Here is a 15,673-nt window from a genome sequence, read left to right on the forward strand (position 1 = left end):
AATTTCTCCCGACACCTCTGACGAGATTTTTATTTCCAATTCGGGTTGTATTTTCCCTGTAGCCGCCACTTTTTGTGTCAGGGTTGCTAAAGCTATTTTTTGAATCTCTACTTCTTTTCCATTAGGTTCACCACCAAACCAACCTGCTTTTTTTCCTACAATAAGGAGTATAATTCCTAAAACAACTGCCCCAATAATAATCGTTTTTTTGCTCATATAGTTTCTTTTTTTATTTAAGGTATGTAAATTAGGGAAATCCGAGAAATTATACATCTCTCAGATTTAAGCTAAATCATCCATACTTTATTTTTCGCCAAAATAGTACTGCAACACTTTTATCTTGAAAATATATTTATACTTCGCTCTAATGTATTCATTTTCAGCATTTTCATATTGTGTTTTTGCTTGGTTAAAATCAAAGGTAGTCATCAACCCTACATCGTGTCGTTCTTTTGAATAGAGATAGGATTGTTCTTTTGCTTGCATTGTTTTTTCGGAAGCTTCGAACAATTTTCTCGCATTCGACGCATCTGTATATGCTTGATAGACTGTTCTTTCCAAGTTCAATACTGCCTGTTCTTTATTCCATTCGGCTTTGAGCAAGTTAAGTTGTTGCCTTTTGATATTGCTTTTGGTTGAAAAACCATTTAAAATTGGAATAGAGAGTCCTAAACCCGCGTACATACCCTTGTTAGCATCCAGTTGATCCAAAAAATTCTGAGCTTGGCTTTTTGACCAACGAGTGTTGTATCCCCATTGAGCAGCCAAACGAGGCGAATAAGCTGATTTTGATAATCTTAGGCTATTTTCTGCTAACTCCACATTGGCTTGAGCGATTTTAATATCCTGCACTACCTCTTTAGCTCGTTGAAAAATCTCATTAGGATTCTTTGACAGAACGTCCGTAATAGGCACATCAAACGAAGTATCTGCGATTTCAAAATTTTGATAATCCTTCAAAAGCAACAGTTGAGCTAATCCCATTTTGGATATAAACAACATATTCTCGGTAGCAATGATTTGCTGTTCCTGTGCAAACACTTGTGATTCAGCTTCGTACACATCTCCCTTTGGCAAAGAACCTGCCTCAATCAAATCCTTTGTACGTTCCAACTGCTGTTTTGATATTTTGGACTGTATCTTTAGGTTTTTCAATTGCTCTTTGTTTGAAAGTACGTCCAAATAAGCATTGATAACCATCAAAACAATATCATCTTTCATCTTTTCGAGGTTGTACTGAGCCGCCATTCTGCCAAGTTCAGCCCGTTTGAGCTGTCGCCAATTTCGCAAACCAGCAAAAAGAGTCATATCCATACTTACTCCTCCTGATGCCGATTGAAAAAATGTATTTTCAAATTGGTTGGTCACAGGATTGATATTCTTTCCCTCATTCAAACTGTAGGTCATATTTGAATTTAAAGAAGGTACAAATGCCCCACGAGCTTGTAACTTATCCACATCTGAAGCACTGAGGTCTATCTCAGATTGTTTGATAGAAATGTTTTTCTCCAAAGCGTGGTTAATGCAATCTTCCAACGTCCATAAAGTTTGGGCATATCCCAATGCAGGAAACAAAAATAAGTATATAAATCTTCTCATGCTACATGATTTTGCTCGCCCAAAGTACTACATTTTTTTGAAATAAAGATGTTTTTTGAGCGTTTTTTTTAAGTTTCAGCCTCAAAACATTGATATACAACATGTTATTTGGATGTGTTTTGCAAATGTCAGATATATCTACAGATTACGCATGTCTGTCACAAAAACTATTTTCCTAAAAAACTCACAAAAGGTTTGCTTACTTCGGTTTTTTTTTCCACCTTTGACCATTCCGATTATTCCAAATTAAAAATAATAGGAATGATACGGATTTTGATTTATTTTTTTTACCAAAAATATTAATTCTAATGGCACGAAAAAAGATTTTAAAGCGAAATATATTTTTACTTCTAACCGTTGTACTGGCTTGGGGTTGTGATGACTCCTCTACTCCTGCTCCAACACCTGTTGAGGAAATTGTTGAAAAGCTACCTGTTATTGAATATGGATTCAATCTGGACGACTACACTATCGTTAAAGACACTCTAAAATCTGGCGACACCTTTGGGAAGATTCTACAAAGTCACAACATTCAATCCGTTGAAATTCACAACATTTCCAATAAAATCAAAGAGACTTTTGACCCTCGAACGCTACGTGTTGGTAAAATGTACGCCTTACTTTTCGACAAGAAAAATCCTGAAAAGCTACACAGTTTCGTTTACGAACCTTCCATAACGGAATACTATGTAATTCAAATGGCCGATTCAGTTTCGGTTCGAAATGAAAAAAGAGCTATTACGCTTGTTGAAAAAGAAAAAGCTGGTTATATTAAAAGTAGTTTGATTGAGTCCGCTTTAGACGTAGGAATGACTTACAACGTAGCCTTTAATTTGTCGCAAATCTTTGATTATACCATCGACTTTTTCCATTTGCAACAAGGGGATAACTTCAAAATCATCTACGAAGAACGCTATGTTGAAGATTCCATCTATGCAGGAGTAGCAAACATCAAGGCAGCATACTTTGAACACAAAGGAACTCCTTACTACGCTTTTAACTACGTAACGGATTCAGTTTCTGGAAAAAGAGATTTCTATGATGAAAAAGGGAATACAATGAAACGTATGTTTTTAAAAGCTCCTTTAGAAATTTTTAGAATCACCTCTCGTTTTGGAATGCGTTTCCACCCTGTTTTGCATAGGATGAAAAATCACTTCGGTACGGACTATGCTGCACCTCACGGAACTCCTATCCGAGCTACAGCTGCTGGAACGGTTATCGAAGCAGGATACAACGGAGGAAATGGTAACTACGTAAAAATCAAGCACAATAACACCTATACTACACAATATTTGCACATGTCAAAAATTTTAGTGAAAAAAGGACAACACGTGCCACAGGGACACGTTATTGGAAATGTAGGAAGTACAGGACTGGCGACAGGGCCTCATGTGTGCTACCGCTTCTGGAAAAACGGAAAACAAGTTGATCCTCTAAAAGAAAAAATGCCAGAAGCAATCCCTATGGATGAACGTTTGAAAGAAAAATATCTGCAAGATATCAGTACATTAAAACAACAATTAGATGCTTTGACAGCAACCAAGGTCGAAGAAGAAAAATTAGAAATTTCATTGGAAGAACAAAATCAGGTTACACAATTATAATAGATATGTTAAAAAATATAAACCCTACGCAAACAAAGGCTTGGAAATCATTACAAGCTCATTTTGAAGAAGTAAAAAACATTCACATCAAAACTCTTTTCGAAAAAGATGCTCAACGAGCTTTCAAATTTTCAATAAACTGGAACGATTTTTTGGTAGATTATTCCAAAAACCGAATTGATGAGAAAACTCTTGAGCTATTACTACAACTGGCTGAGGAATGCGAACTGAAGGACGCTATAAACAAGTATTTTGAAGGAGATCTTATTAACGCTACCGAAAAAAGAGCTGTACTACACACAGCGTTACGTGCTGATGAGAATAGCAACATTCAAGTAGATGGAGTAAATGTTCTACCAGAAGTAATTTCTGTCAAAAAACAAATGAAACAGTTTTCAGAGGATGTGATTTCCGGAAAACGCAAAGGATTCACGGGTAAAGCCTTCACCGATGTGGTTAATATCGGTATTGGAGGTTCTGACTTAGGGCCTGTAATGGTTTGTGAAGCATTGAAATACTACAAAAATCAGCTGAACATACACTTTATCAGCAATGTAGACGGTGACCACGTGATGGAGGTTATCAAACATCTTAACCCTGAAACAACACTTTTTGTGATTGTTTCAAAAACCTTTACAACACAAGAAACTCTTAGTAACGCAACTACCGCTAAAGCATGGTTCCTGAAATCAGCAAAACAGGAAGATGTTGCAAAACACTTTGTGGCTGTATCGACGAATTTGCCGAAAATTGCAGAGTTTGGTATTGCTTCGGAAAATGTATTCCCTATGTGGGACTGGGTTGGGGGACGTTTTTCTCTATGGAGTGCGGTAGGTTTAACAATAGCTCTTTCAGTAGGTTATGACAATTTTGAGAAACTACTACAAGGAGCTAACAAAATGGACAAGCATTTCAGAACTGCAGAATTTAAAAATAACATCCCTGTGATTACTGCCCTTTTGAGTGTATGGTATAACAATTTCTACCACGCAGAAAGTCAAGCAATTATTCCTTACACACAATATCTACACCGTTTCCCCGCATATTTGCAACAAGGCATCATGGAAAGTAACGGAAAATACATAGGACGTGACGGCAAAGCGGTTAATTACCAAACAGGAACTATCATTTGGGGCGAACCCGGAACGAATTCACAACATGCTTTCTTTCAACTTATTCACCAAGGTACAAAATTAATCCCTACGGATTTCATCGGATTTAAAGAATCGCTTTACGGAAACACAGACCATCACAACAAACTTATGGCCAACTTTTTTGCTCAAACCGAAGCGTTGCTCAAAGGCAAAACAGAAGCCGAAGTACGTTCTGAAATGGGTAACAACGTGAACGAAAGTCTTGTACCTTTCAAAGTTTTTGAAGGAAATAAGCCTACTACCACCTTTTTAATTGAGAAATTAACTCCTGAAAGTTTAGGAGCTTTGATCGCTATGTACGAACATAAAATTTTTGTAGAGGGAATTATTTGGAATATCTACAGCTATGATCAATGGGGCGTAGAGCTTGGTAAACAGTTAGCAAACACTATCTTAAAAGATATTGAAACTGTGAACATTTCACAACATGACAGCTCTACAGAAGCTCTGCTACAAGCGTTTAAAAAATAATTTTTAACGCTTCAATACCACTTATATCGTATTAATTTTAACAAATTATATAGTATGAAAAAAAATTTATTCTTATTCATGATAGCAACTTTTTTTGTTGCTTGTGGAAAAGACACGGATAGTACCGTTGCGATAGCTCCACCAGATTGGATACAAGGGGAATGGTATACTTTTGATGGAAAAAAAAGAATTATGTTTAAAACGAATGATTTTTGCTTTAAAGAAAACGAAAAAGCAGATGATTGCTACAAAGGAAAAATAGACTCTAAAGCAATTCGAGTTACGAAACAAACATCTGAAAACAAAAAGCATTACACGATTACGTTGACAGATGCCCAAGGAAAGAATACAGAATATGTATTTACTTGGGAGTCTGGTTCAAGAATTAGCTATAAAGGAACTACTTACATGAAAGGATAAACAATTTCGCTTTATTATCTTTTTAGAAAAATTCAACAAACTTTGTCAAATCCTCTGTAATTAAGATTTGACAAAGTTTATTATCTCACAAGCAAGATAATATGTTATTTAATTCGATATTCGAAACACTCAAAACTTACTCCAACGAACAAAAAGCCAAGGAAATGAGTGGGTATATGAAAAATAATTTTCTTTTCTTAGGGGTACAATCTCCCATTCGCAAGAAAATTACAAAGCCTTTTCTCGCTACACTTAAAAAAGATAATGCTATTGCTTGGGAACTTATTGAACAATGTTGGCAGAATCCATATCGAGAACTACAGTACTTTGCTTTGGATTATTTGGGTTTGAAAAAAGAGTTCCTTACTCTCGCGGACATTCCAAAACTTAAGGATTTGGCACTGCGTAAATCTTGGTGGGACTCGATTGACCAACTGGATAGAATTATCGGAGGTATCGCACTGCGGTTCCCTGAGTTAAATCATACTCTTCTCGTATGGAGCGTTGACGATAACTTTTGGCTAAGACGTATTGCAATTGACCATCAACTGCTCCGAAAGGAAAAAACTAATACAGATTTATTAGAGAAAATCATAGTAAATAACCTCGGACAAACGGAATTTTTTATCAATAAAGCCATTGGATGGTCTCTTCGGGATTACAGCAAAACTAATCCAGAGTGGGTACGCGATTTCATTAAAAGACACGAATCTAAAATGACAAAATTGAGTGTCAGAGAAGCCTGTAAATACATTTAAATCATAAACATATTTTGAATTTACACAAATTTTTAAACTATTTTTTACATAAATATATTATTGGTGACATGATATACATCAAAACTTTAGAAGAGATTGAGATAATGAGAGAAAGTGCTCAGGTGGTTTCACGAACTTTGGGCGTTTTAGCAAAAGAAATCAAACCAGGTATTACGACCCTGCAATTAGATAAAATCGCAGAGGAATATATCCGAAGCCAAGGGGCAGTTCCTGGTTTTTTGGGGCTCTATGGATTCCCTAACACCTTATGCGTCAGTCCAAACGCTCAAGTAGTTCACGGTATCCCAAACAACATACCTTTGCAAGAGGGTGACATCGTTTCGATTGATTGTGGAGCATTAAAAAACGGTTTTTATGGAGACCACGCCTATACTTTTGCCGTTGGCGAAATATCTGATGAGGTAAAGAAACTCTTGCAAGTTACTAAAGAATCTCTTTACGTAGGTATACGAGAGTTCAAAACTGGAAATCGCGTGGGAGATGTAGGTTTTGCTATTCAGAACCATTGCGAGAGACACGGATATGGCATCGTCCGAGAGCTCGTGGGACATGGTGTTGGCAAAAAAATGCACGAAGATCCGGAAATGCCCAACTATGGAAAACGCGGAAATGGAAAACGATTCCGAGATGGAATGGTTGTGGCTATTGAACCCATGGTAAACATGGGAACACACAAAGTAAAGCAACTTAGAGATAAATGGACGATCCTAACCGCTGACGGACAACCATCGGCTCATTTCGAACATAATGTTGCCATCGTAAACGGAAAACCAAAGTTACTTTCTACCTTCAAATACATATATGAAGCTCTGGGTATTGAAAGTGATGAAGAAAAGGAATTCGAATTCTCATAGGCGTTATCTGAAAATAACTGAACTATGTTTTTTAGTACTAATAAAGGATAAACAACCATCCTTAAAAGACGTAATCAACTAATTTACAATTAATTAGGTTTTGCTTAAAAATAGACAAAGGTTTATGTATTTATGCTCAAAACCCTGCAGAGTTTTTATTACTGTACTCAAAAACACTACAAGGCTCCTATAACAAAATCATCGCCTATTACGCCCTTGTAAAAGTTGCGTTCTAGGCGATGCCATCAATATATTACTAGTAACTACAGCTCAACCCCAAATAGAAATCATATTTATATTACCTTTGTAATGAGTCCATTTGCTTCTGGCAATATAAATAATCCCCCTAAAAAAGATTTTATGACCTTTTTAGGGTGATTAAATACTATCTACTTGCGTTTGCTGTCCAAGTTTTTCCGTCTTTCGAGTATTTGATTATCAGAGTTGAAGCCGTAATGCGAATGACTTTTAATCCCTCCTCTAAATCAATGTTTATTAGATTGTTGTTTCCTTTTTGCATCTTTACGCCCGAAAGGTCTTCAATCCCGTCAGAAAATCTGAAATAGTAGTCATCTCCTACTTTGGCTACTGTTACAGAGCCTTTGTCAGAGTTCTGTTCTCCATCGCTACTCTTATAACCGATACTACCTTTGTAGGTACCAACAAAGATGTCATTGTCAGCAGGGTCATCACTCTTACTGCAAGAAAACAATACTGCCGATAGGCAAATCATACCTAAAAATGTAATTAGTTTTTTCATTTTGTTATAGTTTTATGTTATACGATAAATAAAACACAACAATCGTGCCAAAGTTTTGTTTTTTAATTTTTATTTTAAAATTAAGCGTGATAAAAATGTATTTTAACAGTTTTATTTTAACATTTTCTTTCCGTTATTAATTTATGTTGAATAAAAGTCTTTTAGGTTTGTTTTTGATGAAAATCAGAGTTTTAAAAATTAGTATGGTTTAGATGTTTTTGATATCCTAAGCAACATACAGCGTTTTAAAATAAAAAAGAAGTTGCCCTTTTCGGGCAACTTCCTTTTTTACTGTACGCACTTACTTCTAATAAGGAGTATTATTTATAATTCGTTTTGCTCACAAAGAGGATTTCCTTTTATTTCTCCATAAGGTATAGCAAATTGCCAATACTTGCTATCCGGCGATGTCGGAATATTTTGAACAAATTCTCCTGAATTTCGATTAATTGCTGTTTGCTTCCTAGAACCTCGTAAATAGCGTGTTATGTTCTTTGAATTTACTCTATTATGCACTTCTTTTAATCGTTTCATATCGAAGAATCTTTGTCCCTCCAACCATAAATCGATACGTTTATTACGCATTACCTCATTTATCAAAGCATCACCTGTTGCAATCGTATTGTAATCAGGATCTCTTGTTATCATTATTTTATTGAGGGTTTCTCTTGCTTGAGCTTCTTTAGACTGACGTGCCTCTGCTTCTGCCTTAATGTAATACATTTCTGCTAAACGCATAACAACCACATCACCTCTACTATCTGTTGCCGAAAGAGCTTTAAACTTTATTGATTGACCTGTAATTTCCCAATTAGGATTATTTACACCTCCTCTAAAATATAAATCATAGGCATCCGAAGGTATTTTATCTCCTCTATCCAAACAAACCCACCATTTACGACGTACATCATTTTCTCCCATATCATCATAAATATCTCTATTTATGGCAATTTTTAAACTTCTTATCCTTGAAGAATTAAAGTTATATGAATAGTGAGCAAAAAAACCATTGTAGTAAAAATTTTGGTCTGCGCCTTGCTTATAAGCCCACATCCACTCGGTAGCATTAATATCATTAAAACCATTCAATAATGATTTACCTGTTTGTAAAGAAGCACCCGATTTTTCAATAGCCAAACTTGCATATTTTTCGGCTTCCTCCCAATTTTCTTTACTCAAAGCTATCCTCGCTGCGATACCACAAACAGTCGCATAGCGCAAATCATTCTTTTTACCGCTATTAGGCACATCTTTTAAATACTCTAAGGCTTTTGTCATATCTGCCTGAATATAATCATAAACCTCTGCCACGGTTGAGCGTGGTAAATGATCTTCTAACTTATCAGGTGTTCTGATGATAACTCCTAATTGATCATTAGCTCCCCCTTTTTGGTAACGCTTACCAAAAAGTTGAACTAAATTATGGTAAGCCCAAGCACGAAATGCATATCCTTGACCTAACAGATTTGCTTTTGTTTCCGATGATAGACCACTTAAGTTCTCAAGTCCATTGAGCAATTTATTAGCGTGCTGAATGATGGTATAATAATAATCCCAAGCTTTGTAGTTTATATGACTGTCATTGCTTGCCGTCATACTACCTGTATATCTATACTGTTCCATGTAAATAGCAGGAAGTGTATTAATTACATCGTCTCCCATAATATCTAGTTGGACAGCCATTGAGGGTTGTCCAAGACCGAAACCTTGTCCAAAATTGTAGGAATAAACCATACTATGCAAACCCTGCAAAATAGCCTCCACTCCTTGTTCTGTTTGTTCTGCTTGTTTTTGACCTATAGAGCTCGAAGGACTAGTTTCTAAAAAATCCTTAGAGCAACTCATTGTAAAAACAAGGGCTAACAACATTATTATTTTAACTATATTTTTCATCTTTATTTGTTTAAAAGTTTATTATAGAGAAATCAAAAAGCTACATGTTACTATTTTAGCGTAATTATAGGAATTTAATCCTGTAACACCTCCATAGTTACTCATAGGGTTAAATCCTTTACGTTTAGACCATAAAAATAAATTCTCTCCAGATACCCCAATACGAATATTAGACACATCAAGTTTTTTTACCAAATCGCTTGGTAATGTATAGGTCAATGACACATTTTTGAGCATAAGTGCCGTTCTGGAAACTAAGAATCTATCTGCCGAATGTGAATCAAATTGCCCATAATGCCCAGAATCAAGTCGCGGAACGTCGGTAACCTGCCCCTCTTTTGTCCAAGCTTTTTTCATATCTACGTGTAAAGCATTACCTCCACTGAGGCTTCTTCCCATTAACGAAGCATATCCTCCATCGAACCCTTTACCTCCAATTTGATAAGAAAAGTGCATATTTAAACCAAATCCTTTCCAACTTAAGTTTGTAGAGATTCCTCCGTACAAGTCAGGAATAGCGGATCCAGCAAATTCTTTTTTGGCAATATCAGCATTTCTTGTGTATTTTGCTCTTTCTCCTGTTTTATCAATACCTTCGAAATTAGGACTGTTAGGATCTGCCTTATCAGGGTATCTTTCTGCATCAATAACATACATAGCGAACCCGTCATCAGGATTAACTCCTGCCCATTTTCTTAAATAATAATCATATATACTAGACCCTTCTAGATACTTATGATACCCACTTTCTATCCCTTCTTTTCTGTTATGTTCAGGAAGCTCAAGAACCTTATTTTTGAGTACAGTACCGTTTACGTTTATATTCCATCTGAAATTTCTGCTTTTAAAAATATGAAAAGTCAAATCGGCTTCAATTCCATAATTACGAATCTGACCAATGTTTTTGTCTATACTTCCAACTCCTGTAGAGGTAGGAAGCGGAAAAGAAAAAATCAAGTCTTTAGATCTCTTGTCAAACAATTCTAAGGAGGCTTCTAATCTATCAAAAAAACCAAACTCCAGAGCAATATCAGTACTTTGTTGTTTCTCCCAAACCAAATTCGGATTTGCATAATTACCTATGCGAAGTCCTAAATCTTCACCATTACGCACTATTGAATATGTAGTCTGATAGGCATAGTATGAGCTAACCGCATCATTCCCAGTTTGTCCTATAGAAGCTCTCAATTTCAGTCTATCAATCCATTTAACTTCTTTCAATAGTTGATTTTTCACGTGCCAACCTGCTCCAGCTGACCAAAAATCTCCCCAACGATGATCCGGATGAAAACGTGAGGTTCCGTCTCGTCTATACGATAATGAAAGGTTATATAAATCAGAATAGTTATAATTGATTCTTCCAAAATAACCTTCTTTGGTATATCTATCAGTTACTGATGTCAAAGAGGCGGGATCTTTATAGTTTGAAAGCTCATCCACACCAGGAAATACAACTCCTTTTTTTGAGGATGTATTGCTATATCGCTTATAATCAAAACTTTCATGTCCTAAAAGTACATTAAAATGATGCTTATTGAACATTTTGTCATACTCTAACGATTGAATAAAAGTAGTGGTACTATTTTTATAGTTGTAAATTTCAAACAAACCATCAGGTTGATCACCTAATACGTTATTGTATCGTTCGCGTGTTGTATATTGTAACAAATCGTGGGAATAGCTTGCTCTAAATTTCAATTCAGGAATAACCTTTATTTCTGCATAACTTCTTGAAACAAATGAATTATTGTCAGAAGCAAGCAAATCTAACTCTGATAAGAGGATAGGGTTAAAATTGGGTCTGAAAGGACGATCTTTACTATAATCAAAAACCTTATTGCCTTTATTGTCTATCATATAACTTCCGTCATCATTATGTCTATGGATAGGATAAATGGGTGCTATGGTTCTTATAAAGCTAAATGTATTACTAAGCTGTCCACCAGTGGCTGTAGGAGAATTACTTTTTCTATTGGTGTATGCTAAATTGGATCCTACAGAAAGCCATTTCCTTACATCATAATCTAAATTAAGTCTCCCTGAAATTCTTTGGTAGTCTGATTTTATTCGATATCCTTGTTCATCTATGTATCCTACAGACATATAGCTCTTAAGCTTATCTGTAGCGTAATTGACGCTCAAGTTATGTTCATTTCTTACTCCTGTTCTATATAAAGCTTTTTCCCAATCCAAATCATCATTCCATAAAAGCCCTGTGATTTCAGGATTTAATTTCCCATCAGCAAGTACCAAAGCTGGATAGCTATCTGTAGAAGTTGGTGTTGTAGTTAAATTCCACATATTGTTAGTACTATCATACTGATAGTATGACTTTATTCCTGCATAAGGTTGGTATCTAAAAGCATCAAGTACATCTTTATTAGCGGCAGCAGCGGCTTGTTCATCGGTATATTTACGTGAATATTTGTATTCATTAAACCATTGTTGCCAACGCAAAGGGTAATAATCCATCGCCCCTACTGTTTCATAATGCTCTTGACCTTCTTTAGAAAAACCTATGTTATTGGTATATGTAATAATAGGAGTATTTTTAGCTTTAGAAGAACCTTTTTTAGTTGTAATCAAAACGACACCATTACCCGCACTTGAACCATACAAAGATGTAGAAGCCGCATCTTTCAACACAGATATATTTTCAATGTCGTGACTAGGAATATCAGATATAGCCCCTCTATATATAGATCCGTCTAAAACGTATATAGGATCGCTTCCTGCGTTAATAGAACCGAACCCACGAATACGAATGTCGCTTGAGCTTCCAGGTTGCCCACTAGAGGTAGTTACCTGAACACCAGGTGCTATACCTGACAAGGCTGCTGTAAGGTTAGTGATTGGTCTTGTTTCTAATTGTTTAGCCGAAACCATAGCTTGTGAACCTACTAGGGACTGTTTCTTAGCAGTTCCATAAGCAACAATAACCACCTCTTCCAACTGTTCCGCTTCTTCTTCCATGATTACGTCTATTTTGGTAGTAGATGCCGAAACTGGTCTATCAATAGGCTTCATTCCTAAAGCGACAAAATGAAGCACCTCTCCTGCCTTCGCTTTGATAGAATAATTTCCATCAAAGTCGGTCGCTACGCCACGTGTGGTTCCTTTAATCGTAACTGTAACACCTAATAAAGGTTGACCAGACTCATCCTTTACCATACCCGTGATTGTTTTTTCTTGTGCAAACACAAATTGCAACGCGAAGAAAAACAATGACAGTGTCCAAATTAATTTTCCTCTCATTTTTTATCCTTTTTAAATTAGTCCGCAAAGATTTATTTTTTTTTTAGTAAATACAAATTTTTTAATCTGTTGAAATCTTACAAGTGAACTTATCTAAAAAAATAGATAAAATGAAATAATAGTGAAAAATATTCAGATTTTTATTTAATTGTTTGTCATTTAATTAATATTATACGTAAAATAAAATTATATCTGCTGATTTTGATTAAAAATGTATTTTGCTGTAAAATAATCCAATGTGTTGTTTTTATAAAAATAAAACACTGATTATCAATATTTTATTTTTAAGTTCGTTTATTTTGTAATAATATCGAGTAGATATTGTTAAAAAACAATTTTAACTATATTTAAGACACGATTACACGAATCGGAATATGTTAAAAAGTACTATTTCCTTAAGTTTTTAATTAAGAAGTGTAGGCTCCTCTTGTAATCCTTCTTTGGTAACAATATATTCTTTATTGCCCATTACCCTTGTAAACTTTTTGTTGAACCACACAACTGTTTTAGAATATCTATCAAATGTAATTTTCTTCTTTTCAGGAAGATATAACTTTATGCGTATTTCCTGTCCTCTGAAAAGTCCTCCTTTTTCAATTTTATAATGATTAGGTAACAAAATAGTGTCGTTTTTGATTTCCAACGGGTATAAAGTCTTATCAATATTGAGTTTAGCTTTTGGAATGTTTCCTCCTCTGGTAGTTCTCATAACCTCCAAATAGGGCTGTTTATCAGTTACGTAAATTTCAATATTCTCGTTGTGATACATAAACATACTCCCGTCATGATCTACATAGTTTGAGGAAAAAACATCATCTAACAGCATAAACTGGCTACGAGCATTTTGCACAACTAAGGTGTTGTCCGAATTTTGTAAACTATATTTTTGAGTGTCAAATGTATAGGCTTTAAAACTACGGATTGTGCTACCTGCAACAATGCTCATTCCAATAATTCCTACAAAAAACAGGATTACGTTTGTAACAATCCATTTCTTTGGAAATGTAGCTTTTTTAGAGGAGAATAGATTGATTAACAGTTTTATAGGGACGAATAATGCTACAAATGACAACATAGATATTGACACATAAAGCAATGCTAATTCCCATTTTGTTTCAATCAAAAACGGTAGGTAGTCATATACCAGCATTGTCCCTCCCATCGTTCCTAAAAAGAATATGTTTATTCCGAAAAATGCTAAAGATAAACCAACAAATAGCACTAGCAAAATACTCAAAATAATCGCTGTAATGAAATAGAAAATCCCTTTAAAAAAACCTCTGACGATTCCCCAAAAACTAAAATTGTTGCTTTTTGGCACAAATTTAAACTCAGCTCTTTCTGAATTTTCGGAGGTTTCTGCGTCTGCTTTTAAAAAATTATTTTTAGGGTTATTCATTGATAACCATAACATTACATACAAAATAACACAAAATAAAGAAAATAAAGCCTCTTTAAATGGTAGACTTAATAAAACTAACAAAGCATAACCAATTCGCAACCACGTTACGTCCCAGTTGTAATATTCACTCATCCCTGCAAAAACTCCTAAAAATTTGCCTTTCTGTTTGTTTAATCGCATACGAATTTTGTCCGAATCATAGCTTTCTTTTGCGGATGAAAGCGTGTCAATGTTCACTTCTTTGCCTCGCATTGCCAATTTATCGGCTGTGGTTTTAGCAATCGGAATAATCGAAGCAAACAAGAGATAAACCGAAGTCCAAATCATTGCGTAAAATGGATATAAGTAGTACAGTTTTGGAATTACCAGCATTAACAAATATACACTTAAAAAGAGAATCCTCAGCCAAACAGCTTCCATGTCTAAATAATGCGACAATCCGGAGAAAACACCAGCCAAACGTTTGTTTTCTAAATCACGGAAGAGTTTCTTATGTCTGAAAAAGTTAGGTATCTTATTCATTGCTCCTTTCAGATCGGATGTATTGTATTGATTTTTAGTATCTCTATCCATTTCTTCAAAAGAATAGTCGTGTGATGCTTCCTCATCAATGTATTGCTCGGGTGTTCCCAAAACATCTATCAAATAGACGACATCTTGACTGACAATTACCTCTCTGCCTTTCATTTGAGTTTTTAGTAATTCCGCCATACGTTGTTCCACGTCGTATATAATTTCTTCAGTATCAGATGTGTTACCTAAAGATTTGCGTACGTCATTCAAATATTTTAAAAGCTGTTGATAGGCTCTATCTTCTATCAAAAAAGCAAATCCGCCTAAACTAATATTGTGTGTTTTGTCCATAACTTAAATAATTTTGTTTACCATTGTTTGTAATTCGTGCCACGTTTTGACGATTTCTTGGAGAAAGATTTTCCCATTATCGGTCAGTTCGTAATACTTTCGGGGAGGTCCCGAAGTCGATTCTTTCCAATTGTAGTCCAATAGTTTTTCATTTTTCAGTCGCGTTAAAAGTGGATATAACGTACCTTCAACTACAATCATATCAGCTGCTTTAAGGTTTTCAATAATGTCTGAAACATACGCTTCATTCTGCTTGCTGATGATGGAAAGAATACACATCTCCAAAATGCCTTTACGCATTTGAGTTTTTGTTTTTTCTGTGTTTACTTCCATAAGAAATTTAAAGATTTAAAAATTAAAAATTCGAAGATTAAAGGTTTTTGCTTGTGTTTTACTCCTTATAAATAATACTATTTATGCTTTTTTCTGCTTTATCATTACATATTTTCATTTTTTTAGTACTTTGTTGTGGCAAATATATAACAAAAAATAATACTATGCAATACATAGTACTAAAATATTTACTTTTAATGGAGAGGCTGACCTATGTGCCAAACCAAAGAGTGAAATACCTTATTTTAGAATGTAGCTTTTCGCCTCCGTATGATGATTATT

Annotated in this window: 11 protein-coding genes and 1 pseudogene; 5 read left to right on the forward strand and 7 right to left on the reverse strand. The window is 35.0% G+C overall.

Annotated features, from left to right (window positions below):
- A pseudogene (locus tag CCAND38_RS03140) lies at positions 1-216 on the reverse strand (efflux RND transporter periplasmic adaptor subunit); the annotation flags it as partial.
- An 87-nt stretch (positions 217-303) separates the two neighbouring features.
- Positions 304-1,599: a TolC family protein gene (locus tag CCAND38_RS03145; protein WP_042343854.1), complete on the reverse strand. Its 1,296-nt coding sequence runs from the start codon at positions 1,597-1,599 to the stop codon at positions 304-306.
- 308 nt (positions 1,600-1,907) lie between these two features.
- On the opposite strand from CCAND38_RS03145, the gene CCAND38_RS03150 reads away from it, so the two are divergent.
- The 5 genes from CCAND38_RS03150 to map all read left to right on the forward strand — a co-directional run bounded on the left by CCAND38_RS03150 (position 1,908) and on the right by map (position 6,884).
- Positions 1,908-3,206 carry a M23 family metallopeptidase gene (locus CCAND38_RS03150; RefSeq protein ID WP_042343855.1) on the forward strand — a complete coding sequence of 433 codons (1,299 nt, stop codon included), beginning with the start codon at positions 1,908-1,910 and terminating at the stop codon, positions 3,204-3,206.
- 5 nt (positions 3,207-3,211) lie between these two features.
- Positions 3,212-4,831 (forward strand): glucose-6-phosphate isomerase, encoded by a 1,620-nt coding sequence (pgi, locus tag CCAND38_RS03155; protein ID WP_042343856.1) that lies wholly within the window; start codon positions 3,212-3,214, stop codon positions 4,829-4,831.
- A 54-nt stretch (positions 4,832-4,885) separates the two neighbouring features.
- Positions 4,886-5,251, forward strand: a complete 366-nt coding sequence (locus CCAND38_RS03160; protein WP_042007694.1) for a hypothetical protein — start codon at positions 4,886-4,888, stop codon at positions 5,249-5,251.
- Between the two features lie 101 nt (positions 5,252-5,352).
- Positions 5,353-6,009, forward strand: a complete 657-nt coding sequence (locus tag CCAND38_RS03165) for a DNA alkylation repair protein (RefSeq protein ID WP_042343857.1) — start codon at positions 5,353-5,355, stop codon at positions 6,007-6,009.
- Positions 6,010-6,077: 68 nt separating this feature from the next.
- Positions 6,078-6,884 carry a type I methionyl aminopeptidase gene (gene map, locus CCAND38_RS03170; protein ID WP_042343858.1) on the forward strand — a complete coding sequence of 269 codons (807 nt, stop codon included), beginning with the start codon at positions 6,078-6,080 and terminating at the stop codon, positions 6,882-6,884.
- A gap of 385 nt (positions 6,885-7,269) precedes the next feature.
- Here map and CCAND38_RS03175 read toward each other — a convergent pair whose 3' ends face one another.
- From CCAND38_RS03175 to CCAND38_RS03195, 5 genes are all read right to left on the reverse strand, one after another.
- A complete protein-coding gene (locus CCAND38_RS03175) occupies positions 7,270-7,644 on the reverse strand; it encodes a hypothetical protein (protein ID WP_042343859.1) in 375 nt (124 codons plus the stop codon).
- 324 nt (positions 7,645-7,968) lie between these two features.
- Positions 7,969-9,537 (reverse strand): RagB/SusD family nutrient uptake outer membrane protein, encoded by a 1,569-nt coding sequence (locus CCAND38_RS03180; RefSeq protein ID WP_042343860.1) that lies wholly within the window; start codon positions 9,535-9,537, stop codon positions 7,969-7,971.
- 21 nt (positions 9,538-9,558) lie between these two features.
- Complete coding sequence (locus tag CCAND38_RS03185; protein WP_042343861.1) at positions 9,559-12,792, reverse strand: SusC/RagA family TonB-linked outer membrane protein; 3,234 nt, start codon at positions 12,790-12,792, stop codon at positions 9,559-9,561.
- A gap of 403 nt (positions 12,793-13,195) precedes the next feature.
- Positions 13,196-15,058, reverse strand: a complete 1,863-nt coding sequence (locus tag CCAND38_RS11335; protein WP_052458103.1) for a PspC domain-containing protein — start codon at positions 15,056-15,058, stop codon at positions 13,196-13,198.
- A 3-nt stretch (positions 15,059-15,061) separates the two neighbouring features.
- On the reverse strand, positions 15,062-15,391 hold the full coding sequence (locus CCAND38_RS03195; protein WP_042007682.1) for a PadR family transcriptional regulator: 330 nt from the start codon (positions 15,389-15,391) through the stop codon (positions 15,062-15,064).
- Positions 15,392-15,673 lie beyond the last annotated feature (282 nt).

The sequence above is a fragment of the Capnocytophaga canis genome (assembly GCF_000827555.1).
GTDB classification, from domain to species: Bacteria; Bacteroidota; Bacteroidia; order Flavobacteriales; family Flavobacteriaceae; genus Capnocytophaga; species Capnocytophaga canis.

What these genes read in the sequence shown, in the direction of transcription:
- CCAND38_RS03145 (WP_042343854.1), bottom strand. Translation starts at nt 1,599, where the DNA reads ATGAGAAGATTTATATACTTATTTTTGTTTCCTGCATTGGGATATGCC.
- CCAND38_RS03150 (WP_042343855.1), top strand. Translation starts at nt 1,908, where the DNA reads ATGGCACGAAAAAAGATTTTAAAGCGAAATATATTTTTACTTCTAACC.
- pgi (WP_042343856.1), top strand. Translation starts at nt 3,212, where the DNA reads ATGTTAAAAAATATAAACCCTACGCAAACAAAGGCTTGGAAATCATTA.
- CCAND38_RS03160 (WP_042007694.1), top strand. Translation starts at nt 4,886, where the DNA reads ATGAAAAAAAATTTATTCTTATTCATGATAGCAACTTTTTTTGTTGCT.
- CCAND38_RS03165 (WP_042343857.1), top strand. Translation starts at nt 5,353, where the DNA reads ATGTTATTTAATTCGATATTCGAAACACTCAAAACTTACTCCAACGAA.
- map (WP_042343858.1), top strand. Translation starts at nt 6,078, where the DNA reads ATGATATACATCAAAACTTTAGAAGAGATTGAGATAATGAGAGAAAGT.
- CCAND38_RS03175 (WP_042343859.1), bottom strand. Translation starts at nt 7,644, where the DNA reads ATGAAAAAACTAATTACATTTTTAGGTATGATTTGCCTATCGGCAGTA.
- CCAND38_RS03180 (WP_042343860.1), bottom strand. Translation starts at nt 9,537, where the DNA reads ATGAAAAATATAGTTAAAATAATAATGTTGTTAGCCCTTGTTTTTACA.
- CCAND38_RS03185 (WP_042343861.1), bottom strand. Translation starts at nt 12,792, where the DNA reads ATGAGAGGAAAATTAATTTGGACACTGTCATTGTTTTTCTTCGCGTTG.
- CCAND38_RS11335 (WP_052458103.1), bottom strand. Translation starts at nt 15,058, where the DNA reads ATGGACAAAACACACAATATTAGTTTAGGCGGATTTGCTTTTTTGATA.
- CCAND38_RS03195 (WP_042007682.1), bottom strand. Translation starts at nt 15,391, where the DNA reads ATGGAAGTAAACACAGAAAAAACAAAAACTCAAATGCGTAAAGGCATT.